The sequence below is a fragment of the Micromonospora sp. WMMD1082 genome (assembly GCF_029626175.1).
Classification (GTDB): domain Bacteria; phylum Actinomycetota; class Actinomycetes; order Mycobacteriales; family Micromonosporaceae; genus Micromonospora.
In genome coordinates this window covers 4433426-4456482 of record NZ_JARUBM010000002.1, presented here as the reverse complement: position 1 = coordinate 4456482, position 23057 = coordinate 4433426, and the positions used below count along the sequence as shown (strand labels likewise).

The 23057-nt window shown below is 73.1% G+C and carries 19 protein-coding genes; 6 read left to right on the top strand and 13 right to left on the bottom strand.

Translation table 11 applies throughout. The features are described 5' to 3' along the window. Positions 1-17 precede the first annotated feature (17 nt). The 9 genes from O7615_RS20665 to O7615_RS20625 form a co-directional block, all read right to left on the bottom strand. Positions 18-1058 carry a sugar phosphate isomerase/epimerase family protein gene (locus O7615_RS20665; RefSeq protein ID WP_278179409.1) on the bottom strand — a complete coding sequence of 347 codons (1041 nt, stop codon included), beginning with the start codon at positions 1056-1058 and terminating at the stop codon, positions 18-20. Next, positions 1055-1945: an SCO3242 family prenyltransferase gene (locus tag O7615_RS20660; RefSeq protein ID WP_278179408.1), complete on the bottom strand. Its 891-nt coding sequence runs from the start codon at positions 1943-1945 to the stop codon at positions 1055-1057. Before O7615_RS20660 ends, O7615_RS20665 begins: the two co-directional genes overlap by 4 nt. Further along, positions 1929-3089, bottom strand: coding sequence for an inositol-3-phosphate synthase (locus O7615_RS20655; RefSeq protein ID WP_278179407.1), 1161 nt, complete (start codon positions 3087-3089; stop codon positions 1929-1931). Before O7615_RS20655 ends, O7615_RS20660 begins: the two co-directional genes overlap by 17 nt. A 416-nt stretch (positions 3090-3505) precedes the next feature. Continuing rightward, positions 3506-4711, bottom strand: a complete 1206-nt coding sequence (locus O7615_RS20650; protein WP_278179406.1) for a Gfo/Idh/MocA family oxidoreductase — start codon at positions 4709-4711, stop codon at positions 3506-3508. A 21-nt stretch (positions 4712-4732) separates the two neighbouring features. Beyond that, entirely contained in the window at positions 4733-5788 is a 1056-nt protein-coding gene (locus tag O7615_RS20645) for a substrate-binding domain-containing protein (RefSeq protein ID WP_278179405.1), read from the bottom strand. Between the two features lie 147 nt (positions 5789-5935). Beyond that, positions 5936-7054 carry an ABC transporter permease gene (locus tag O7615_RS20640; RefSeq protein WP_278179403.1) on the bottom strand — a complete coding sequence of 373 codons (1119 nt, stop codon included), beginning with the start codon at positions 7052-7054 and terminating at the stop codon, positions 5936-5938. A gap of 76 nt (positions 7055-7130) precedes the next feature. Continuing rightward, entirely contained in the window at positions 7131-8642 is a 1512-nt protein-coding gene (locus O7615_RS20635; protein WP_278182167.1) for a sugar ABC transporter ATP-binding protein, read from the bottom strand. Positions 8643-8758: 116 nt separating this feature from the next. Beyond that, entirely contained in the window at positions 8759-9937 is a 1179-nt protein-coding gene (locus tag O7615_RS20630) for an ROK family protein (protein ID WP_278179402.1), read from the bottom strand. 169 nt (positions 9938-10106) lie between these two features. Continuing rightward, positions 10107-11201: a YihY/virulence factor BrkB family protein gene (locus O7615_RS20625; RefSeq protein WP_278179400.1), complete on the bottom strand. Its 1095-nt coding sequence runs from the start codon at positions 11199-11201 to the stop codon at positions 10107-10109. Positions 11202-11849: 648 nt separating this feature from the next. On the opposite strand from O7615_RS20625, the gene O7615_RS20620 reads away from it, so the two are divergent. The 5 genes from O7615_RS20620 to O7615_RS20600 all read left to right on the top strand — a co-directional run bounded on the left by O7615_RS20620 (position 11850) and on the right by O7615_RS20600 (position 18997). Continuing rightward, positions 11850-13961 (top strand): TRAP transporter fused permease subunit, encoded by a 2112-nt coding sequence (locus tag O7615_RS20620; protein WP_278182166.1) that lies wholly within the window; start codon positions 11850-11852, stop codon positions 13959-13961. A 17-nt stretch (positions 13962-13978) separates the two neighbouring features. After that, positions 13979-14998 (top strand): TAXI family TRAP transporter solute-binding subunit, encoded by a 1020-nt coding sequence (locus O7615_RS20615; protein WP_278179398.1) that lies wholly within the window; start codon positions 13979-13981, stop codon positions 14996-14998. Between the two features lie 67 nt (positions 14999-15065). Beyond that, entirely contained in the window at positions 15066-17534 is a 2469-nt protein-coding gene (locus O7615_RS20610) for a nitrate- and nitrite sensing domain-containing protein (RefSeq protein WP_278179397.1), read from the top strand. Then, on the top strand, positions 17535-17963 hold the full coding sequence (locus tag O7615_RS20605) for a roadblock/LC7 domain-containing protein (protein ID WP_278179395.1): 429 nt from the start codon (positions 17535-17537) through the stop codon (positions 17961-17963). It abuts the gene before it with no gap. Beyond that, positions 17960-18997: a TAXI family TRAP transporter solute-binding subunit gene (locus O7615_RS20600; protein WP_278179394.1), complete on the top strand. Its 1038-nt coding sequence runs from the start codon at positions 17960-17962 to the stop codon at positions 18995-18997. The genes O7615_RS20605 and O7615_RS20600 overlap by 4 nt, the downstream gene beginning before the upstream one ends. Before the next feature lie 283 nt (positions 18998-19280). Here O7615_RS20600 and O7615_RS20595 read toward each other — a convergent pair whose 3' ends face one another. Beyond that, positions 19281-20240: a hypothetical protein gene (locus tag O7615_RS20595; protein ID WP_278179393.1), complete on the bottom strand. Its 960-nt coding sequence runs from the start codon at positions 20238-20240 to the stop codon at positions 19281-19283. A gap of 210 nt (positions 20241-20450) precedes the next feature. Continuing rightward, the gene (locus O7615_RS20590; protein WP_278182165.1) at positions 20451-20615 is read right to left on the bottom strand and encodes a DUF397 domain-containing protein; all 165 of its coding nucleotides are present in this window, start codon (positions 20613-20615) and stop codon (positions 20451-20453) included. Positions 20616-20822: 207 nt separating this feature from the next. On the opposite strand from O7615_RS20590, the gene O7615_RS20585 reads away from it, so the two are divergent. Then, positions 20823-21059 (top strand): flavin reductase, encoded by a 237-nt coding sequence (locus tag O7615_RS20585; RefSeq protein WP_278179392.1) that lies wholly within the window; start codon positions 20823-20825, stop codon positions 21057-21059. Positions 21060-21430: 371 nt separating this feature from the next. On the opposite strand, the gene O7615_RS20580 is transcribed toward O7615_RS20585, so the two are convergent. Both O7615_RS20580 and O7615_RS20575 read right to left on the bottom strand, forming a co-directional pair. Beyond that, a complete protein-coding gene (locus tag O7615_RS20580) occupies positions 21431-22240 on the bottom strand; it encodes an ABC transporter permease (protein ID WP_278179391.1) in 810 nt (269 codons plus the stop codon). Between the two features lie 12 nt (positions 22241-22252). Then, positions 22253-23047, bottom strand: a complete 795-nt coding sequence (locus tag O7615_RS20575; RefSeq protein WP_278179390.1) for an ABC transporter permease — start codon at positions 23045-23047, stop codon at positions 22253-22255. Positions 23048-23057 lie beyond the last annotated feature (10 nt).

The following is a 23057-nucleotide window of genomic DNA, read 5'->3' as shown; positions in this document are numbered from 1 at the left end:
CCTCTGCTGCCGTTCAGTTACTGCCCTGCGCTCCCTTTGCTCTGCTTCACCCCACGCAACGGTCCTTGTCCGGATAGCGGACGCCGGGTCGGTGCGTCCGTTGAAGCAGAGCAAAGCGCGCACGCCGGGGTCTGCTCCGCCGGTGGCACGGCCATCGGCGGGGCATCCGGCGGCGGCACGGCCATCGGCGGCGCGGCGGCGCGGAGGAAAGCCAGCGAGCGGGCGGCCAGCGTGGGCGCGGTGTGCGAGTGGCGCGGCAGCTCCACCGCCACCAGGCCCCGGTAGCCGACCTCGCGCAGCGCGGCCAGCACCGGCGGGAAGTCGATCTCCCCCAGGCCGAACTCCAGGTGCTCGTGCACTCCCCGCCGCATGTCGTCGATCTGCACGTTGACCAGGTGCGGGGCGACCTCACGGACACAGTCGGGCACCGGCAGCGGCTCCAGGCAGCGGCAGTGTCCGATGTCGAGGGTGATGCCCAGGTGTGCCGGGGAGCCCAGGGCCGCGTACAGCCGGCGCCAGCCGGCGATGTCCTCGACCAGCATTCCCGGCTCGGGTTCGAACCCCAGGGTCACCCCGGCGGTCCCGGCCGCCTCCAACACCGTGGCGCAGCCGGCCACCAGGCGGTCCCAGGCCATCTCCGGCGCGACGGTGTCGGGCCGGACGCCGGCCCAGAACGACACCGCCTCCGCGCCGAGGTCGGCACCGATCGCCACCGCCCGGCGCAGGAACTCGATCCGGCGTGCGGGGTCGTCGTGCAGCAGCGTCGGTGCGTGCTTGTGCCAGGGATCGAGCAGGTAACGGGCTCCGGTCTCGACGACCACGGCGAGGCCGAGCGCGGCCAGCCGGCGGGCGACCGCGTCGACCCGCCGGGCCAGCTCCGGCGCGAACGGGTCGAGGTGGTCGTGGTCCAGGGTGAGCGCGACACCGGCGTAACCGAGGTCGGCGAGGACCGCGAGCGCGTCGTCGAGGCGGTGGTTGGCGAAACCGTTGGTGCCGTACCCGAACCGCAGCCCGTCCGTCCCGGCGGGGCGGCGGGCGGGACGGTCGGCGGCGGTCATGTCGGTGAGACCTTCCGGGCGAGGCGCCGACCCAGCGGCGCGGCCGCCGCCACCGCCACCCCGAGCAGGCCGGCGCCGGCGCGGGCGGTCAGCGCGCCCTGCAACGCGGGCAGGCCGGTGATGCCGGCGCCGACCGCCGCACGGACCCGCCCGGCGGTGGGCCGGGCGACCACCCGCGCCTGCGCGCCGCCGTAGCGGGCGGCGTACCAGCCGGCGAGGACGGCGGGCAGGGTCACCGCGGACGCGGCGACGGCCCGCCGGCGGGTCGCGGCCGGGGTCGCGGCGGAGGGGATCGCGGCGCTCGCCGCGACCAGGGCGGTGCCGGCGAGGGTACGCAGCGGCAACGCGCGGTCGGCGCCGCTGACCTCCCGGCGGGACAGGGCGGTGACGGTCCAGGTGTGCGCGGCGACGGTGACCGCCGCCGGCAGCGCTCGCGCCGGCCGCCCACCGGCGGCACCGAGCAGCACGTCCAGCCCACGGCAGGTGGCCATCACGGCGGGACCGGCGGCGGTGTTCTTGGCCGCGAGGTCGTATCCCCAGACGGCGGCGGCGAGCGGCAGCGCGACGGCGGCGGCCCGCCGGCCCCCGGCGACGGTGGCGAGCCCGACACCGGCGACGGTGAGCCCGGCGGCGAGGCCGACCGCGAGCCCGGGGCTGACCCGGCCGCTGGGGATGGGCCGCTCCGGGCGTTCCACGGCGTCCAGCCGGCGGTCGGCCCAGTCGTTGGCGGCCATGCCGGCCCAGTACAGCAGCACCGACGCGGCGGCCAGCACCGGCGTACGCGGGCCGATCGCGCCCGCCGCGGCGGCACCGGCGACCACATCTCCCGGCACCGAGAGCGCTGCCGGGGCCCGGACCAGTTCGGCCAGGTCAGCCAGGCGGGGCATCGGCACCTCCCGTGTGCAACCGACGGGCGAACGCGCACAGCAGGGCCCACTGCTCGGCCAGGGAGTGCGTCGCGGTGCCGAGCGGATCCTTGAAGAAGAAGGCGAGGTCGGTCAGCGGCCCGGTGTGGCCGGCGGCGTGCGCGGCGGCGGTGAGCCGGGCCAGGTCGAGCACGAGCGGGGCGGCCAGCGCGGAGTCGCAACCGTGCCACGTGAACTCCAACCGCATGCCGGTGCCGAGGAACCCGGCGAAGGTGATCAGATCCCACGCGGTCTTGAAGTCGCCCAGCTCCTCGACGTACTCGATCCGGGTGTCGCCCTGCGGCAGGTAACCGAGCGTCTCGCCGAGCACCCGCTGCTTGCTGCGCACCTTGGCGGCGTTGGCGCCCGGGTCGGCCAGCGTGGCGCCGTCGCCCCCGCCGAGCAGGTTGAGCCCGGACCAGGACCGGACGGCGAGGTGGCGCATCGCGAACATCGGGGCGAGCACCGACTTGAGCAGGGTCTCCCCGGTCTTGCCGTCGTGCCCCGCGTACGGCACGCCGTGCCGGTCGGCCAGCGCGGTCAGCGCCGGCAGACGCAGCCCGGTCGACGGGGTGAAGTCGACGTACGGGCAGCCCGCCGTCACGGCCGCGTAGCCGTACAGCGAGCTGGCGGGCAGCACCTCGTCGGGGCCGGTGAGGGCGGCCGCCAGCGCGGCCGGGTCGGCGTGCGCCGGATGTGGATCGGGGGCCGGTTCGGTGGCCGCGACGTTGACCACCACCACCCGGGCCAGCCCGTGCCGCCGCCGGAAGGCGGTGAGGTCGCGGACCAGCGCGGCGACCCGGTCGGCCTGGGTGCCGGCGGTGGGGGCGGGGCGCACCTCCCGCTCGACGGCGGCCAGTTCCTCCGGCAGCGCGGCGACCAGGCGGGCCGGCAGCACCCCGGCCGTGGCGAGCGCCTCGGCGCGCTTGGCGAGCGGGGTGGCGACCACGTCATGCCCGCCGAAGACCAGGTCGGCGAAGGACGGCAGGGCCGGACCAGCGACACCGGGCAGCTCGGTGACGCACCCGGTCGGCCCGGTCAGTCCGGCCCGCAGGGCGAGCGCACCGACGACGCTGGTGGTCGCGACCGAGCCACGCGCCCCCACCAGCCAGACACCCGTACGCATGGCGCTCCTTCCCGGTCGGGGAACCGACATGCACTGAAGTGCATCGATATAAAGGGATCATCCCGAACGGTTCTTGTCTAGTGGTGGAGCCCCGCCCGCCGCATCGTCCCGGGCTCGCCGGCCGGCGCCGAGGTCGGCGGCGTCGGCGACAGCGACGGACCGGCGTACCGGTGCGGTTGCGGACGGACGGGGCTGGCAGGCAGGGACGGTCGGCGTGTCGCCCCTGCCTCCCCCGTTGCGAGACGGTCCTCCGGCGTGGCCGGGGAATCCCGGTCCAGCCGCACCGGAGGAACCGCACTGCTCGTGTCCCCGGGCCGGCCGCCCGTGGACACAACCTCCGACCCCGACCCGTACCGGCCACGGGGCGCAACCGCGGCCGGCCCTCGCCGGTCGGTACCGGAGGTGGCTCAGGTGACTCAGGCGGCGACCGTTGCCAGCGTCGGCGCCACCTCGGTCCACGAGGACCCCAGTTCGGCCGACCGGACCACCGCGTCCAGCACCAGCTGCACCTGCAACCCGTCGGCGAAGGAGGGCGTCGGGTCGACGCCGGTCGCCACCGCCTCGACGAAGTCGCGCATCTGGTGGGTGAAGGAGTGCTCGTACCCGATGATGTGTCCCGGCGGCCACCAGGCCGACAGGTACGGGTGCTCGCCCTCGGTCACCAGGATCCGGCTGAAGCCCTGCTCGGCGGCGGGCCGCGTCGCATCGTGGAACTCCAGTTCGTTGAGGCGTTCCAGGTCGAAGGCGACGCTGCCCAGCGACCCGTTGATCTCCACGCGGAGCGCGTTCTTGCGGCCGGTGGCGAAGCGGGTCGCCTCGTACGTGGCCAGTGCCCCGCCGTCGAGCCGGGCGACGAAGATCGCCGCGTCGTCGACGGTGACCGCGCCGGTGACGGCGGCGCCGTCGGACCGGGCGGCCAGCCCGCTCGATCCGGCCGGCAGCGGCCGCTCCTTGACGAAGGTCTCGGTCACCGCGCTGACGCCGGCGATCCGCTGACCGGTGACGTGCTGGGTCAGGTCGATGATGTGCGCACCGATGTCGCCCAGCGCGCCGGAGCCCGCCAGATCCTTGCGCAACCGCCAGACCAGGGGAAACTGCGGGTCCACGATCCAGTCCTGCAGGTAGCTGGCCCGGACGTGCCGGATCTCGCCGAGCCGCCCGTCGGCGATCAACTGGCGCATCAGCGCCACCGCGGGCACCCGGCGATAGTTGAAGCCGCACATCGACCGCGCCCCGCCGGCCCGGGCGGTGGCCGCCGCAGCGGCCATCTCCCGAGCCTCGGCGACGGTGTTGGCCAGCGGCTTCTCGCACAGCACGTGCTTGCCGGCGGCCAGCGCGGCGAGGGCGATCTCGGCGTGGCTGTCCCCCGGCGTGCAGATGTCGACCACGTCGATGTCCGGCCGGGTGACCAGCTCCCGCCAGTCCGTGGTGTGCTCCTCCCAGCCGAGCCGGTCGGCGGCCTCGGCCACCTTCCCGGGATCCCGGCCGCAGATGAGCGCCATCCGGGCCCGCGCCGGCAGGTCGTACACGCGGTTCACGGTGCGCCACGCCTGCGAGTGCGCGGCACCCATGAACGCGTAGCCGACCATGCCGACCCGCAGTTCGTTGTCTGTCGTGGACAAGGTGGGTCTCCCCCCGTGGTGTCAGAACCCGAGCTTGAGGTAGTCGCCCGCGTTCTCCTTGGTGATCGTTTCGGAGGCAAGGATGATCTCCTTGGGCACCTGGAGTTCCACCAGGTCGGACATGCCCCGGCCCTGGCCGATGAGACGGGCCAGCGAGATCGCCGAGGACGCCATCGACGGGCTGTAGGTCACCGTGGCCTTGAGCACGGTGTTGTCCGCCTGGATGTCCTCCATCGCCTTCTTCGAGCCGGCGCCGCCGACCATGAAGAACTCGTTGCGGCTGGCCTGGTTGATCGCGGCCAGCACGCCGACACCCTGGTCGTCGTCGTGGTTCCAGAGCGCGTCGATCCTCGGCAGCGCCTGGAGCAGCTGGCTCGCCTCCTGCTGCCCGGAGTCGACGGTGAACCGGGCCGCCCGGCGGTTGGCCACCCGCAGCCCGCTCTGGGCCAGCGTGTCGGTGAAGCCCTTCGAGCGCTCCTGGGTCAGCTCCAGCTCGTCCATCCCGGCGATCTCCGCGATCACCGGGTTGCTGACGCCCTTGGCCTTGAGCTGCTCCACGATGTAGGTGGCGGCGGAGACGCCCATGCCGTAGTTGTCGCCCTTGATCTGCAACCGGTACGCCTTCGCGTCCGGGAAGGCCCGGTCCAGGTTGACCACCGGGATGCCGGCCTGCATCGCCTCCAGGCCGAACGAGTTCAGCTCCTTGCCGTCGTGCGGCAGCAGCACGATCACGTCGGGCCGCTGGGAGATCAGGGTGGACAGCGCCGCCCGCTGGGCCGCCGCGTCCGCGCCGGCCTCGACCGTCTTGAACTCCACGTCGGAGTACGCGGCGGCCTGCGCCCTGGCGTTGTTGGTGATGGCGGCGATCCAGCCGTGGTCGGCGGCCGGTGCGGAGAAGCCGATCGTCACCTGCTGGCCGGGTTCGGCGTTGGCGCCGCCGTCCGCCGCCTTGGTCTGCGCCTCGGTCGGCTGATCCTGCTCGTTGCTGGTGCAGCCGGCGAGCAGTACGCCGGCCCCGACGGCCGCCCCGCCGAAGAGCAGCCGGCGCCGCGACATGTCGCGACTGTGCTGGGTCATGACGACCTCCTGGTTATCGGTGGTGGAGAGGGATGTGGGTGTGCGGGGTCCGGCCACCGTCGCGTGCTCGGGTGGCCCGGGATGGTTCCGGGTGGTGCGGGATGGTTCCGGGTCGTGCGGGATGGTCCGGGTGGTGCGGACGAGGGGTCAGCCGGTGGTCAGCCGGTTACGGCGGAGGAACTGGGTGATGCTGCGGAACTGCACCTGCTGGATCAGGACGGCGGCGACGATGATGCCGCCCTTGACCATGTTCTGGACCTCGGTGGAGAGACCGTTGATCGCGAAGAGGTTGGTGATGGTGGCGAAGATGATCACACCGAGCAGGGAGCCGATGATGGTGCCCCGCCCGCCGCTGAGCAGCGTGCCACCGATGATCACGGCGGCGATCGCGTCCAGCTCGTAGAGGTTGGCCATCGCCGCCTGGGCCGAGGTGGCCTGGGCGGTGAGCATGATGGCGGCGATGCCGCAGCAGAGGCCGGAGAGCGCGTACAGCAGCAGCGTCTGCCGTCTGACGTTGATGCCGGCCAACCGGGCGGCCTCCGGGTTGCCGCCGACCGCGACCGTACGCCGGCCGAAGGTGGTGCGGTTGAGCAGCACCCACCCGGCGGCGACCACGGCGGCCAGGATGTAGACCAGCAGCGGGATGCCGAGCAGGTCGGTGCTGGCGATGCCGTTGATGGCGCTGTTCTGCGAGATCTGGGTCTGCTTGTCGGAGATCTCGGCGGCCAGCCCGCGCGCGGCCACCAGCATGGCCAGCGTGGCGATGAACGGCACCAGCCGCCCGTACGCGATGAGCGTCCCGTTTACCAGGCCGACCGCCGTCCCGACGACGATCGCGGTGAAGATCATGCCGCCGGCGCCGTAGCTCTGGGTCGCCACCGTGGTGCACCAGACCCCGGCCAGCGCGACGATCGCGCCGACCGAGAGGTCGATACCGCCACCGATGATCACGAAGGTCATCCCGACGGTGACCACGCCGACCACCGAGGCGAGCTTGAGGATGCTGAGCATGTTGGCCCAGACCCAGTCCGGGTTGGCGTAGAGGTCGGAGCGGGTCGCCGCGCCGATCACGAAGAGCGCCAGCAGCACCCCGATCAGGGCGAGGTTGCGCCGCGCCCCGTCGCCGCCGTCCCCGTGCCACCAGGAGAGCCGGCCGGCGGCGGCCGTCGGGGTCAACGCCCGGTCCCCGACCGCCTCGGTCTCGGCCGGGTCCACCGGCGGCGACTGCGCCGGCAGCCGCGTGGCAGTGGGCTGACGCTCGCTCATGCCGGCACTCCGCTTCGCTCCGTGCCGCCATGAGGCACCACCGCACTGCGTCGATGATTCGCTCGCTGACGCTCGCTCATGCCGGTGCGCCTTCCATCAGGGACCCCGCCATGACGAGGTCGAGCACGGTGTTCTCGTCGAGTTCGCCGGCCGGGGCCGTGCGGACGACCCGCCCCTCCCGCATCACCAGCACCCGGTCGGCCAGGCCGAGCACCTCGGGCACCTCGCTGGAGACCAGCAGCACACCGACCCCTTCGGCGGCGAGCTGCCGGATCACCTGGTACAGCTCGGCCCGGGCGCCCACGTCCACCCCCCGGGTGGGCTCGTCCAGCAGCAGCAGCCGAGTGTCGCCGAGCAGCCACCGCGCGACCACCACCTTCTGCTGGTTGCCGCCGGAGAGCGTCCGAACCGGCCGGCGGACGTCGCGGGGACGCATCTCCAGGCTCTCGGCGATCCGGTCCGCCTCCGCCCGCTCCCGGCCGGCGTCGGTGAAGCCGAAGCGGGCGTAGCGGCCGAAGGCCGCCAGCGTGACGTTCCGGTAGATCGGCTCGCCGAGCAGCAGCGCCTGGCTTTTGCGCTCCTCGGGCGCCATGCCCATGCCGGCCCGCACCGCCGCGCCGACGCTGCCGGGGCGCAGCGCCCGGCCGGCCATCCGCACGGTGCCCGCCTCGGCCTGCCGCGCGCCGTAGATCGTCTCCAGCAGTTCGGAGCGGCCGGAGCCGACCAGCCCGGCGATGCCGACGATCTCGCCGGCCCGGACGGCGAGCGAGACGTCGGCGAACTCACCGGCGCGGGTCAGCCCGTCGACCTGGAGCAGTTCCTCGCCGACCGTGGTCTGCGCGGGGCGCTCCGGGAAGACGTACTCGATGGTCCGGCCGGTCATCCGGGAGACCAGGTCGCGGGTCGGCGTCTCCCGGGCGGGCAGGTTCGCCGCCGTGGTGCGGCCGTCCTTGAGCACGGTCACCCGGTCGCCGATCTCGCGGATCTCCTCCAGCCGGTGCGAGATGTAGATGACCGCGATGCCCTGCGCGGTCAGCTCGCGGATGATCCGGAAGAGGTTGCCCACCTCGTCGTGGGCGAGCACCGCGCTCGGCTCGTCCATGATGAGCAGCCGGGCCTCGTGGGAGAGCGCGCGGGCCATGCTGACCACCTGCTTGCCGGCCGCCGGCAACGCCCGGACCAGCCGGCCCGGCGGGATCTCGGCGTGGCCGAGCCGGCCGAGGATCTGGCGGGTCCGGCGGGCCATGTGGCCCCGGCGGATGAACCCGAAGCGGCGCGGCTCGTGACCGAGGAAGGCGTTCTCCGCCACCGAGAGGTCCTCGACCAGGTCGAGTTCCTGGTAGATGGTGGCGATCCCGGCGCGCATCGCGGCCTGCGGTGCGGCGAAGCTCACCGGCTCGCCCCGCCACTCGACGCGCCCCGAGTCCGGCCGGTGCACCCCGGCGAGCACCTTGATCAGCGTGGACTTGCCGGCGCCGTTCTGCCCGAGCAGGCAGTGCACCTCGCCCGCGCGTACCTCCAGTTGCACGCCGTCCAGCGCGCGTACGCCGGGGAAGGTCTTGACCACGTCGGTCAGGCGCAGCACCACCTCGCCCGCGACCGCGTCGGCCGGCGCCTCGACCAGCGGGGCGTCCTGGCGGGTCGGGTCGCCTCCGGTGCCGGTAACGCCGCCTCCGTGCTCGGTAACACCGTCTCCGTGCTCGGTCACGCCGCCTCCCCGAAGGCCAGGTCGCTGGCGAGCACCGCGGCGCCGGCCACGCCGGCGCGCGGGCCCAGCTCGGAGAGCACCACCGGCAGGTTGCCGGTCGCCAGTGGCAGCGAGCGGCGGTAGACCACGCTGCGGATCTCGGCGAGCAGGATGTGCCCGAGTTGGGCGAGCCCGCCACCGATCACGATCATCGAGGGGTTGGTGAAGCTGACCAGCCCGGCGAGCACCCCGCCGACCCGCCGCCCGCCCTCGCGGATGAGCTGGATGCAGGCCACGTCCCCCTCCACGGCCCCGGCGGCGACGTCGAGGGCGGTGATCGTGCCGTTGGCCTCCAGCCGCTCGGCCAGCGCGGGCGAGGCGCCGGCCCGCGCGGCGGCGGTGGCGTCCTTGGCCAGCGCGGCGCCGCTGAAGAGCGCCTCCAGGCAGCCGGCGTTGCCGCAGGAGCAGACCGGCCCGTGCGGGTCGACCTGGATGTGGCCGATGTCCCCGGCACAGCCGTCGGTGCCCCGGTAAACCTCGCCGGTGAGGTAGATCCCGCACCCGATGCCCGTGCCGATCTTGACGAAGAGGAAGTCGTCGACCGAGTGCGCCACCCCGCCGTGCCGCTCGCCGATCGCCATGATGTTGACGTCGTTGTCGACCACCGCCGGGCAGCCGTGCTCGCGGGTGAGCAGCTCGCGGACGGGGAAGCGGTCCCACCCGGGCATGATCGGCGGGGAGACCGGCACCCCGTCGCGGAAGCTGACCGGGCCGGGTACGCCGACGCCGACCGCGTCGAGCCGCTCGTACACGCCGTCGACCCGGGCCTTGTGCAGCAGCTCGTTGACGCGCTGGAGGGTGGCCTTCGGCCCGGACCGGATGTCGGCCGCCTCCGCGTACGCCGCCACCGGCTCCAGCCGGCCGTTGACGACCTCGACGTCGATGGAGCTGGCGCCGAGGTCGACGGCGGCGAAGCGCAGGTGCGGGCTCAGCTCGACCAGGGTCGAGCGGCGGCCGCCCCGGGAGGCGGCCTTGCCGGCCTCCGCCACGTAGCCGAGGCCGACCAGCCGCTCCAGCTCGGCGAGCAACCGGGGGCGGGGCATCTGCAACCGGTCGGCGAGTTCGGCCCGGGACAGCGCTCCCTCGTCGCGGAGCAACCGCAACAGCCGTACGTGCAGGGGGTCGGCGGTGTGCACGGCTCACCTCTCCCAGCCGGGTGTTCACATCGACGAGATGCCGACGTGTGGTGCCCGACACAGTAGGAGGCTTCGGCGTGCGCTGTCCAGACCTTAGAACGATTCGGCGGCAACTTTTGCAGAATCCAGCGAAAGTTCTGATGGAGGCCCACTGTTGAGCGTCGGCCGGTCAGCGGGGAGGCGGCGCATCGTCCTTCGCGGCATCGTCCTTCGTGCGCAGTTTGCGGTCGTCGCGCAGCTCGACGTAGGGCTCCCGGTCGACCGGCCGCAGCCCACCCGCGATCGCCCGGCCGCGCGCCAACTCGGCGTCGAACTCCGCGCCGAACAGGATCGCGATGTTGCTCAGCCAGAGCCAGACCAGGAAGATGATCACGCCGGCGAGCGCGCCGTAGGTCTTGTTGTACGAGCCGAAGTTGCTCACGTAGAACGCGAACAGTCCGGAGATCAGCAACCAGATCAGCACCGCCAGCACGCCACCCGGGCTCACCCACCGGAAGCCGCCCTGCCGCGCGTTCGGCGACGCCCAGTAGAGGATCGCGAACATCAGGCTGACCAGCACCAGCAGCACCGGCCACTTGGCGATGTCCCACACCGTGACGGCGGTCTGGCCCACCCCGAGCGCCTCGCCGACCTGTTCGGCGAAGCGGCCGGTGAAGACCACGATCACCGCGCTGGCCAGCAGCAGTACGCCGATCACCGCGGTGACCCCGACCCGGACCGGCAGGGTCTTCCAGATCGGCCGCCCCTCCGGCACGTCGTAGATCGAGTTTGAGGCGCGCATGAAGGCCGCGACGTAGCCGGAGGCCGACCAGAAGGCGGCGAGCAGACCGACGATCGCGGCGATGCCGGCCAGCCCTCCGTTCTGCTGCGCCTGGCCGATGGCGGCGTCGAGGATCTGCCGGATGTTCTGCTCGGGCACCGTCTCCGCGACGGTGTCCCGCACCCCACGGGTGGCCGTCGGGCCCAGCAGGCCGAGCAGCGAGACCAGCACCAGCAGGCCCGGGAAGATGGAGAGCACGCCGTAGTACGTCAGCGCGGCGGCCCAGTCGGTCAGGCTGTCCTTGCCGAACTCCCGCACCGTCCGGCGCACCGCCGCCACCCACTCGCCGCCGGACAGGTCGGTCGGCTGATCCGGCGCGTCCCGGGTGGGCTGATCCGGCGCGTCCCGGTCGGCACCCGCCGGGTCACTCCCGGCGTACGCGGCGCCGTCCGGCTTCCGTTCCGGGTCACGCCCATCCGGGCGGGAAGACTCCTCAGAGGCCATCGCCCCTCCCCTCAACTCGCGGTGATCGCCCCCGACACATGCCCCGCCACCGGCTTCGAGTAACTCCCCCGGGTCGCCCGGCCGACGCCGCTCGGCAAGGGGACACCCATTCGGCCCGATTCCCCTGCACGGGAAATGCACGATTCAATGTTCCCGCCGAGCGGTCGGCCCGTCGAATGCAATTACGTCGGGGAATACCGTCCCGGGTCGGCCGGCCCGGCCGCCGGACGGGCCTGTGCGGGTTCCCGCACGACGCCGGGCGACCCGAGGCGGCGCCACCCGGTCCCGCGACCTAACCGAGTCGCCAGAACACGCTCCGTAGCTTGATATACGGAGAGTAGTCGTGAGCGATGATTTTTGCGCAACAAATTCCACCATCAATATAGCCGCTAATGGCGAAAAGTGGACAGGGCGCGCCGAGCCCGCAGTGGCCTCGCGCCACGCCGATCGGCACGTCCGCGCCGATCGCGAGCGCGGTTCTTAAACATTCTGCTTCGGTGGGTGACTTGAACAAATCGAAAGTCACTCAGTGAAGTGATGTTCGACAATGTTTCCAACGCGGAGGCGATTCGCGTATCGTCCCCCCTCGTGTCGGCTATCCGATTCACCGATGATTCCGGACCTGAGGGCCACGGCGCCAAGGGCCGTGTGCTGGAGGCCACCCCGACAGCGCAGTCCCCCGTCACCGAGGTCGATACGGCCGAACTCGCCGCCCGGTTCGAGGAGGAGAAGCCCGGCCGGGTGCTGTCCGGGCCGGTCGCCTTCGTCCTGACCGCCGCGACGCTGACGATCGCCCTGCTCGCGCTCTGGCAGGTGTTCCGGCCACTGGCCCAGGGCAGCAAGTATTACTTGATCTTCTTCCTGGCCGGCGTACTCCCGTTGGTCTTCCTCGCCTACCCGGCCGACCTGCGGCTGCCCGGCCGCCTGCGGACGCTGTTCGGCCGCCGGGCCGCGACCCCGGAGCCACCCGCCGCGGCCCCGGCGGGTGGCTCCGGCCCCAGCCGTACCGACTGGGCCCTGGCCGCCGCCGCGCTGCTCGGCTGCCTGTACCCGGTGCTGCCGATCGCCCTCGGCGGTGGTGGCGGTGGCTACGACGCCTTCCTCGACCGGCAGGGCCTGCTGGTCGGGATGGACGTGGCGATGGGCACCATGCTGCTCCTCCTGCTGCTGGAGGGATGCCGGCGCACCACCGGCTGGATCCTGCCCGCGGTGTGCGTGCTCTTCCTCGGCTACGGCTACTACGGCGGGCTGCTGCCGCAGACCTGGGCGGTGGCCCATGGCGGCCTGGACTTCGGGCAGCTGGTCGACGCGTTCTACAACTCCGACAGCGGCTTCTACGGCACCCCCCTGGACGTGGCGGCGACCTACATCGTGCTGTTCACCATCTACGGTGCGGTGCTCGACCTCTCCGGCGCGGGCCGCTTCTTCGTGAACCTCTCCGCCGCCGCGTTCCGGCGCTCCCGCACCGCCCCCGGCCGGACGGCGGTGGCCTCCGGCTTCCTGCTCGGCACCGTCTCCGGCTCCGGGGCAGCGACGACCGTCAGCATCGGCGCCGTCACCTGGCCGATCCTGCGCCGCGCCGGATACCCGGCCGAACGCGCCGGCGGGATGCTCGCCGCGGCCGGCGTGGGCGCCATCCTCTCGCCGCCGACGCTCGGCGCGGCGGCCTTCATCATCGCCGAGTACCTCGGCGTGTCCTACCTGCGGGTGCTCGGCTGGGCGATGGTGCCGACGGTGCTCTACTACCTCGGCATCGTGCTCTCGGTGGAGATCGACGCACGGCGCTCCGGGGTGCGCCCAGCCGCCATGGCGGGCGGCTCCGTGTGGCGGCTGCTGGCCCGTTCCGGGTACCACTTCGCCTCGCTGTTCGCCATCGTCGGGCTGCTGGTGGTCGGGCTGTCGGCGACCCGCGCCGTGGTACTGGCCACCCTGCTCGCCATCGGGCTGTCCTTCCTGGACCGGCAGCACCGGCTCACCCCGTCCCGGCTGGTCGCCGCGCTCTCCAGCGGCGTACGCGGGGTGCTCGCGGTCACCGTGGTCTGCGCGGCGGCCGGCATCATCACCGCGACCACCACGAAGACCGGCCTCGGCCCGCAGACCGCGGCACTGCTGATCAACGCCGCGAGCGCGGTCAGCTCCGAGCCGGCCGTGGTGCTCGCGCTGACCGCGCTGCTCGCCGCCGTCGCGCTCAGCCTGCTCGGGCTGGCGATCCCGGTGACCGCGTCCTTCGTGATCGGTTGGGTGATCATCGGCCCGGCCCTGCTCGACCTCGGGGTCAGCGCGCCCGCCGCGGCGATGTTCGTCTTCTACTTCGCGGTGCTGTCCGAGGTGTCGCCGCCGACCGCGCTCGCCGCGGTCGCCGCCGCCGCGGTGACCGGCGGCCGGGTGGTGCCGACCATGTGGCACACCCTCCGGTACGCGCTGCCGGCGTACCTGATCCCACTGGCGTTCGTGATCACCCCGACCGGGCTCGGCCTGCTCGGCATCGGCGGCCCGCAGCGCATCCTCGTCGCCACCGCGGTCACCGCGCTCGGCGTCGCGGTGCTGGCCGTGGCGGCCGGCGGCTGGCTGCCCGGCGTCGGCCCGGCGGGCGTGCCGGAACGCCTGCTCGGCGTCGCGGCCGGACTGACGCTGCTCTGGCTGCAACCCGTGCCCATCGCGATCGGTGCCGTGCTGGCTGGCGTCATGGCCGTGGGCGTGTTCGTACGACGCGGATCCGCCGGCCCCTCCGGCGGGACGCGAGCCGGATCACCGGCATGACCCAGAAAGGAGACAGTGTGGGACGGATCAACGTGCGGCTAGCGGCGGGAGCGGGAGCACTCGCCCTCGTCGCGGCCGGCGCCGCCGGTTGCGGAGGCCGGCAGGGCACCGCGGCCACGGACGACACCGCGAGCGCCGTCACCTGCGAGGTGGCCGAGAACACCCGGGTGGGCATCGCCACCGGCAACGCCACCGGCGTCTACTACGTGGTCGGCAACGCGCTGGCCGGGCAGCTCTCGGACAGCACCGGTGGCCGGCTGACCGGCACCGCGGCCGAGACCGGAGCCTCGGTCCAGAACATCGAACAGCTCGTCGGTGGCCAGTACGACGTCGCCTTCTCGCTGTTCGACACCGCCGTCAACGCCGTGGAGGGCAAGGACAGCTTCACCGCGCCGCAACCGGTCGAGGCGCTGGCCCGGATCTACGACAACTACACCCAGGTGGTCGTCCGGTCCGACGCGGGCATCAACTCGGTGGCCGACATGCGGGGCAAGAAGATCTCGACCGGCTCCCCCAAGTCCGGCACCGAGGTCATCGCGCACCGCCTGCTGGAGGCGGCCGGCCTCGACCCGGCCACGGACATCCAGGCCCAACGGCTGGACCTCACCAAGACGGTCGAGGGCCTCAAGGACGGCACCGTGGACGGCTTCTTCTGGTCCGGCGGCCTGCCCACGGGCGGGGTCACCGACCTGTTCACCACTGCCGGGGACAAGGTGAAGTTCGTCGACATCGCGCCGCTGCTGCCCAAGATGAGCGAACTGAACCCCGCGTACCAGGCCGGCACGATCGGCAAGGACGTGTACTCCACGGCGGCGGACACCCCGACCATCGTGGTCCCGAACGTGCTGCTCGTCCGCAAGGATCTCGACGCCAACGTGGCCTGCGCCATCACCCGGACGGTGTTCGAGAAGAAGGACGCGCTGGCCCAGGCCAACCCCGCTGCCAAGGGCATCGCACTGGACACCGCCCGCCGGACCGACCCGGTCGGTCTGCACCGGGGCGCGGCCAAGGCGTTGCAGGACCTCGGCGCGAGCTGACCGACGGCGACCGGGTCGGGCGTGTCGCGCCCGGCCCGGTCGCCCCCGACCTCTCGGGAGAACCCCCGTGCCGCTCTCCTCCCTGGCGCGCGTACGCCGGCACAACCGCCCCTCCGGCCACACCGGCCGGCTGTGGTCGGTGCGTACCCAGCTGCTCGCGCCGATCCTGGTCGCCACCTCCGGCCTGCTCGTGCTGGGTGCCATCCAGACCGGTGATGCCCTGGCCGCCTCCACGGACGCCGAACGCGCCCGGGTGCTGGCCGGCACCGCCACCGCCACCGTCTCGCTCGTGCACGAACTGGAGCGGGAACTCGGCGAGACGGCGGCGCTGCGTCAGCGCGGCGGAACCTCCGGCCGGCAGCTGGTCGACGCCCAACGGCGGCGGGTCGACGAGGCCACCGCGCGGTACGCGTCCGCCAGCGCCGACGCCCGCCGCGCCGCGCCCGACCTCGGCCGAGCCCTCGACGGCGTGACCGAACACCTCAACCAGCTCGACGAGGCACGCGTCGCCGCGCTCGGCGCCGACACCGCCGACCCGGCCTACGTGGCCCTGGTGGAGTCGCTGCTCGCCGTCGCCGACGCGCTCCCCGCTCAGCTGCGCGATCCGGAGCTGGCCAACCGCGCCCGTGAGGTGGCCGCGGTCGCCGCCGAGGAGCACCTGGCATCGCTGGAACGCGACCTGCTGCGGGCCGTGTTCGTGCGGGGCACGCTCGCCGAGGGGGAACTCGCCCGGCTCGGCCGGCTGCGCGGCGCACAGGAGCAGCGGCAGGCCGAGTTCTCCCGGATCGCCGGGGACCGCGCCGCCGAGGCGTACACCCGTCTGCTCGGCGGCAGCGACGTCTCCACCGCGCGCCGGATGCGCGACAGCGCGTTGAACGCCGACACCGAGCCGGCCGCGCTCGCCGCCGACGGCGACGCCTGGTACGTCGCCCAGAGCGGCGCCATCCGCCGGTTCAACCTGCTCGGCCGGGAACTCTCCGACGAACTCGACCGGCGCGCCGTCGAGCTGGCCGCCGACGCGCGCCAGCGGGCGCTGGTCACCGGCGGCTCCACCGGCGCGCTGGCGCTGGCCTCGCTGGTCACCGCGGCGCTGCTGGCGGTACGCACCAGCCGCCGGCTGCGCCGGCTGCGGGTAGCGGCACTCACCATGGCGCACCGGGAACTGCCCGAACGGATCACCGCCATCTCGGCCGGTGACGGCGGGCGGATCGACGGACCGGCGTCCCAACTCACCGCGGGGATCAGCCACGGGCGCGACGAGATCGCCCAGGTGGCGGAGGCATTCGACACCGTCAACCGGGCCGCCCTGCGGCTGGCCGGCGAGCAGGCCGAGCTGCGGATGGACGTCACCCGGATGGTCGAGGCGCTGGCCCGCCGGATCCGTACGCTGATCACCCGGCAGCTGCGCCTGCTCGACGACTTCGAGCGGGACGAGACCGATCCGGACGCGCTGGCCCGGCTCTTCGCGCTCGACCACCTCGCCGCCCGGATGCGCCGCAACGGAGAGAACCTGCTGGTCCTCTCCGGCGGCGAGCCCGGCCGGACGCAGGAGGGGCCGCATCTGCTGGCCGACGTCGTCCGGGGTGCCGCCTCCGAGATCGAGGAGTACGCCCGGATCGAGATCAACGTGCCCACCGCGGCGGTGCACGGCTCGGCGGTGGGCAACCTGGTACACCTGCTGGCCGAGTTGTTGGAGAACGCCACCGCCTACTCCCCGCCACACGCACCGGTGCACGTGGACGGCCGGCGTACCGTCGACGGGCTCACCCTGCGCGTACACGACCAGGGCATCGGCATCCGGGAGAACCGGCTCGCCGAGATCAACCAACGGCTGGGCGCGCCAGCCGTGCTGTCCAGCGCGGCGGCCGGCAGCATGGGCCTGCACGTGGTGGCCCACCTGGCCAACCGGCACGGCATCCGGGTGCGGCTGCACAGCACCGGTGCCGGCACGGTGGCCCAGGTGGACGTACCGGAGGCGGTGCTGACCCGGGTCGAGGAGGTCACCGGACGCCCGGTGATCGGCGCCCGCTCGACCCCCTCGGCCATCGGCACCTGGTTCCGGCACCGGAGCGCCGGCTCCGGGCCGGGCGCCCCGTCGATGGTGGAGGTGGGCGCCGGGCCGAACCGGTTCGACGTCAACGGGGCCCCGACCATGACCCTGCCGGTGGTGCACGTGGCGGCGGAGACCTGGCCACCGGCGCAGCCCGGCCAACCGCAGCCCGGCCAACCGCAGTCCTGGCCACCGGCGCAGGCGGGCCAGACCCCGTCCTGGTCGCCGGCGTCCGCGCCGGCCAACGGCCAGCCGGCCTGGCAGCCCGGCAACGGGGCTGCGGGGGCGAAGGCCGGGGCGGCCCCGGCAGGACTGCCCCGGCGGGTACGCGGTGACGGCCTACAGGCCGAACTGCACGACGTACCGCCGCCGCAGCCCGGCACCGACCTGCTCGACCCCGAGGTGGTGCGGGCCCGGCTGTCCGCCCTGTCCGCCGGGGTGGCCCACGCGATGCGGCGTAACCAGCAGACGAACGGGAGACCTTAGATGATGCCCAACGGCAATCCCGGCCTCGACTGGCTCCTGGCGAACTTCGCCGAGCAGGTGCCGGACGTGTCGCACGCCCTCGCCGTCTCCGGTGACGGGCTGCGACTGGCGGCCTCGCCGCACCTCCTGACCGACCAGGCGGATCAGCTCGCCGCCGTGATCAGCGGCCTGGCCAGCCTGACCTTCGGCGCCGCCCGGCTGATGTCCGCCGGCCGGGTCCGGCAACAGATCGTCGACATGGACGGTGGCGTGATGCTGGTGATGGCGGTCGGCGACCGCGCCCTGCTCGGGGTGTTGGCCGCCTCCGGGTGCGACCTCGGCCAGATCGGCTACGAGACGGCGACGCTGGTCCAGCGGGTCGCCGAGGCCCTCGAACCGGCCGCCCGCTCCTGGACGCCCGAACCTCAACGCGGCGGAGTCCCCGCATGAGCGAGCGATTCATCAGGCCCGGCGCGGTGGCTCTGCAGGCCGACGCGAAGCGGAGGGCCGGCATGGGGCGCGGTGCGCGGCTGGCGGCGGCGCTGCTGGCGGTCGTTGCGGTGGCCGCCGGATGCGGCACCAGCGAGGAACCGGAGCCGCGCCCCTGGCACGACGGGCGGATCTTCCTGGCCACCGGCAACACCACCGGGGTCTACTACCAGCTCGGCGGCGGCTACGCCGACGTGATCAGCCGTCACCTGCCCGGCTACGAGGCCCGAGCCGAGCCGACCGGTGCGTCCGGGGAGAACATCACCCGGCTGACCGAGGGCGACATGGAGATCGCCTTCAGCCTGGCCGACACGGCAGCGGACGCCATCGCCGGGCGCGGCGCCTTCTCCGGCCGGCCCCAACCGGTCCGGGCGCTGGCCCGGGTCTACAGCAACTACACCCACGTGATCGTCCGGTCCGACGCCGAGATCACCGAGCTGGCGGAGCTGCGCGACAAGCGCGTCTCCACCGGCTCACCGAAGTCCGGCACCGACGTCATCGCGGCCCGGCTGCTCAGCGCCGCCGGGTTGGACCCGGAACGCGACGTCAGCCGCGCCCGGTTGTCGCTGCCGGAGACGGTGGCCCGGATGCGCGCCGGCACGCTGGACGCGATGTTCTTCTCCGGCGGGCTACCCACGCCGGGCATCGCCGACCTGCTCAGCAGCGCCCCGGGCAGGTTCGCCCTGCTCCCGGTCGCCGACCTGATCGAGCCCCTCGGCGCCGCGCACGGCTCCGTCTACACCACCGCCGAGCTGCCCGAGGACGCGTACGACACACCATCCGGCACGCCCACCGTCACGGTGGCGAACGTGATCCTGGTCAGCGCGGACATGCCGGACCAACTGGCGTACGACCTGACCCGGTTGCTCTTCACCTACCAGGCCGACCTGGCCGCGGCGCACCCAGAGGCCCGCAACTTCGACCGCCAGTCCGCCGCCAGCACCGACCCCATCCCGCTCCATCCCGGCGCCGCCCGCTACTACCAGGGCGGCTAACCTTCCTGCCGAACAGATCTTGACAGCACCACACCGCCGGAGGCCCTCCGACCGCCCCGCCCCGCCCCGGCCACGCCACGCCACGCCGCACACCACGCCGCACACCGCACCGCACCGCGCCGCGCCGCACCGCGCCGCGCCGCGCCGCACCGCGCCGCGCCGCGCCCAAATCGAACAACTCCAGCAAACCGACCACCCGACGGGCAGCCACTCACACCGCCATCCCAGCGAAAGCTAGATCTTGGACAGTTCCCGTTAGCGCGGAACGGAAACTGTCCAAGATCTATGCGTCTGGTCGCCAGCCGGCGGCGAGGAGGGCGCGGCGGAGGGTGTCGGCCACCTCGTCCGGGTGGGCCCGGATCAGCCAGGCGGGGAAGCGGAGGATCCGGTCGCCGGCAGTCCAGACATCGTTCTGCCGCCGCATGTCCGCCGCCCACTGGCGTACGTCCATGTGGTGCGATCCGTCGACCTCCGCGTGCACCTGCCACTCCCGCCAGTACGCGTCGAGCCAGCGGGTGCATCCGGCCGCGTCGGTACGCTGTTGCTGCAGGTCGGGCCGGGGTAGACCGGCCCGGCGGCAGAGCCGCACGAAGTCGATCTCGCTCAGCGCCTGAGCGCCGCCGGCGATGTCGTCGATGGTCTGCCGGATCAGCCGTCGTCGGGGTGCCCGGGGCAGCGAGTCGAGCACGGCGGCCACCTCCTCCGGCAGCACCCGGCGTTGCTGGCAGCCGGCCGCGAGCATCTCCTGCGCCTGCCGCACCGATGGCGCCCAGCCCGCCGCGTCGACCAGGGCACGCGCCGTGGTGGTCCGGGGTGGGCGGCCGACCTGGAGATGCTCGGCGGGCAGCACCGCCGTCCGGTGCACCACCACGGCGGCCATGTCGATCGGCAACCGGCGCAGAATGGTACGACCGGCCCGGCGGGTCGCCGGCACGAGCACGTGCAGAGGCTCGGCACGCAATCCGCGTACCCCCGCCTCGGTGGCCGCCGTGGCGCCCGCGAGGACCGCACCCGGTCCGGCGGCCAGGACGGCGACCCACAGCTGCTGATCCCGGGCCAGCCGCCCATTGCCGGACAGCAGCAGCCCACGCCCGATCGAGCGCCACCGACCCGAGCGCACCAGCCCGCGCACCGCGCCCTCACTCAACACGCTGCGCGCCTGGGCGGCGGTGAGCACGCCGGCCTGCTCGAACGCCAACCACTCCAACGCCCCGGCCCGCTCGTCCGGAATGACGGATACCATCCGCCGACTCTGGCCGCCGTACCGACCCGACACCACCAGATCTTGGACAGTTGCCGTCCCGCTGACGGAAACTGTCCAAGATCGACGATCGCATTCTCGGCGTCGTCACACCGTCACGCCCGCTACGAGCGGCAGCGCCCGCTCCGGGCGGCGGCTCGGGCTGCGACGGCGACGCCTGCTACGAGCGGGCGTGCCGTGCGGCGACGCGCGCTACGGGCGGTCGGTGAAGTGCGTGACGAACGCGCGCCACGCACCGGGGGCGAAGGCCAACGCCGGCCCGGCCGGATCCTTGGAATCACGTACGGCCACCACACCGGGGAGGTTGTCCGCCACCTCCACGGTCCGGGACGGCCGGGGTGGCTCACCCGGGCGCAGGAGTGGCGCGCTGACGGAGGCCACTGGCCACCGCCGTGCGGAACCCTGGAGCGGCGCGCGAACGAAGGCCACTGGCCGCCATCGCGCGAAAGGCAGGAAGGGCGCACGAACGAGGGCCACCGGCCACCGGCCACCGCCACGCGACACCCAGGACGGGCACACGAACGAGGGCCACTGGCCGCACGGGACGCAGGAGGGTCGGCGCTGATGCCCCGCTACCGGCCACACGTCGCCGCGCGGCCGTCCTGGCGGTGCCGGGTGTGCGGCGCCGCGTGGCCGTGCTCGCCCGCGCGGCTGGCGTTGCTGGGCGAGTACCGGGAGAACCGCACGGGCCTGCTGATCTACCTCGGCGGGCTGATGTACGACGCGGCCGGCGACCTCGACGGCCAGGCCCCACCGGACGTGCTGGCCGACCGCTTCCTCACCTGGGCCCGATCCCGCTGAGAAGCTGCCCGGGGAACCTCGGATCGAGGCGAAGTCCGGGCGACGACCCGGCGGTGCCCAAGAACCAGGCCCGGTATCGCGTTCAGATCTTGGACAGTTTCCGTTAGGGCCCAACGGAAACTGTCCAAGGTCTCAGACCCCCGTCCCACAATTTGAGAAACTGTCGGGATCGAGTGGGATGGGCGGGTGAGCAAGAAGCTATCGGCCCGCAGGCCGGCAACCGGGCGGCCCGACTCCCTGTAGCGGCATGCATCCGAGTAGCCACGCCGGCCGGGCAGCCGGCAGCGGGCAGCGGGCGGGCGGCAGCGGGCAGCGGGCGGGCGGCAGCGAGCAGCGGACGGGCGGCAGCGGGCAGCGGGCGCTGGGCGCTACTACTTGTAGAGCAGGCGGCCCATCCGGCGCGAGGCGATCAGCAGGCCGGCGACCAGCACCACGGCCAGGTAGAGCACGTCGAGCAGCCACGCCCAGCCGGCCGTGCCGACGGTCACCCCGCGGATCAGGTGCACCGCCCGGTAGAGCGGGGTGACCTCGACCAGCCAGCGCAGCACCGTCGGGTACGCCTCGGCGGGAACGAAGGTCCCGGAGAACAGGAACAGGACGAACTGCGCCGAGCCCACCATGTCGAAGTCCTGCCAGCTGCGCATGAACGTGGACACCGCCATGCCGAGCGCCCCGAACGCGAAGCCGACCAGCACCGCCGCCGGGAACGTGGCGAGCGCGCGGGCGGGGGTGGTCAGGTCCATCACGACCATCACCACCAGGAATGCGGCCGAGTACGCGCTGCCCCGCAGCATCGCCCAGGCCAGCTCGCCGAGGGCGATCTCGAACGGCTGTACCGGGGTGGCGATCACCCCGTCGTACAGCTTCATGTACTTCATCTTCCCGAAGAAGTTGAAGGTGGTCTCCGTGAGCGCGCCGGTCATCGCCGACGAGGCGAGCATGGCCGGGGCGACGAAGGCCGCGTACGTGACGACCTCGCCGCCGGGCAGCGTCAGGTCACCGATCAGCGCACCCACCCCGACGCCGATCGACAGCAGGTAGAGCAGTGGCTCGACGACGCCGGACAGGAGCAGCAACCAGTACACCGGCTTCAGGGTCGCGACGTTGCGCTCGGTGACCGACGCGGACCGGCGCGACGCGGCGGAGACGTCCACCAGCCGGGGCAGCATCAGATTGACCACGACAACCCCACTTCAGACGACGAGCTTGCGGGCGAAGGCGCGGCGGGCGAGCAGCCAGCCGGCAGCCGCCCAGGCGGCGAGGTAGCACAGGTGGCCGGCGACCGACCACTGCGGAGCGACGCCGAGCACCGCCGCCCGGCACAGGTCGACGGCGTGCCAGAGCGGCGTCGCGTACGCGAGCCAGCGCAGCACCAGCGGCAGCGACTCGACCGGGAAGAACACCCCGGCGAACAGGGTCATCGGGATCACCGCGAACCGGAACAGCATCGCGAGCCAACTGTCCGTGTCGACCGACGCCGCGTACGCGAAGGCGGGCGCCGCGATGGCCAGGGTGAGCAGCGCCGCCACCGGCAGCGCGAGCACCGCCCACGGCGACCGCAACGCCCCCAGCACTCCGGTCACCAGGAGAAACGCCACGACCGAGGTCAGCACCCGGAACAGCACGAACGCCAGGTGGCCGGCGAGGATGTCGTCGACCCGCAACGGCGCCGAACGCTGCCCGAGGTAGATCTTCGTCCACTGCAGGTTGCTGAACACCGGCCACGTCGACTCGCCGATCGCCACCTGCATCGCCGTCGACGCGAGCAGCCCGCCGACGATCCACTCAAGGTAGGAGACGCCACCGACGCCCTGGTCGATGTACGCCCCGACGCCCACCCCGAACCCGAGCACGGTCAGCGTGGGCAGCAGGAAGGACGAGAAGACTCCGGACCGCCAGGTGCGCCGGTAACCCACCAGGTAGTAGTTGAGCACCGTCAACGCCGGCACTCGCGGTAGGGCGGGTCTCTCCCGGGTCAGTTGTGCCATGGCTCTTTCT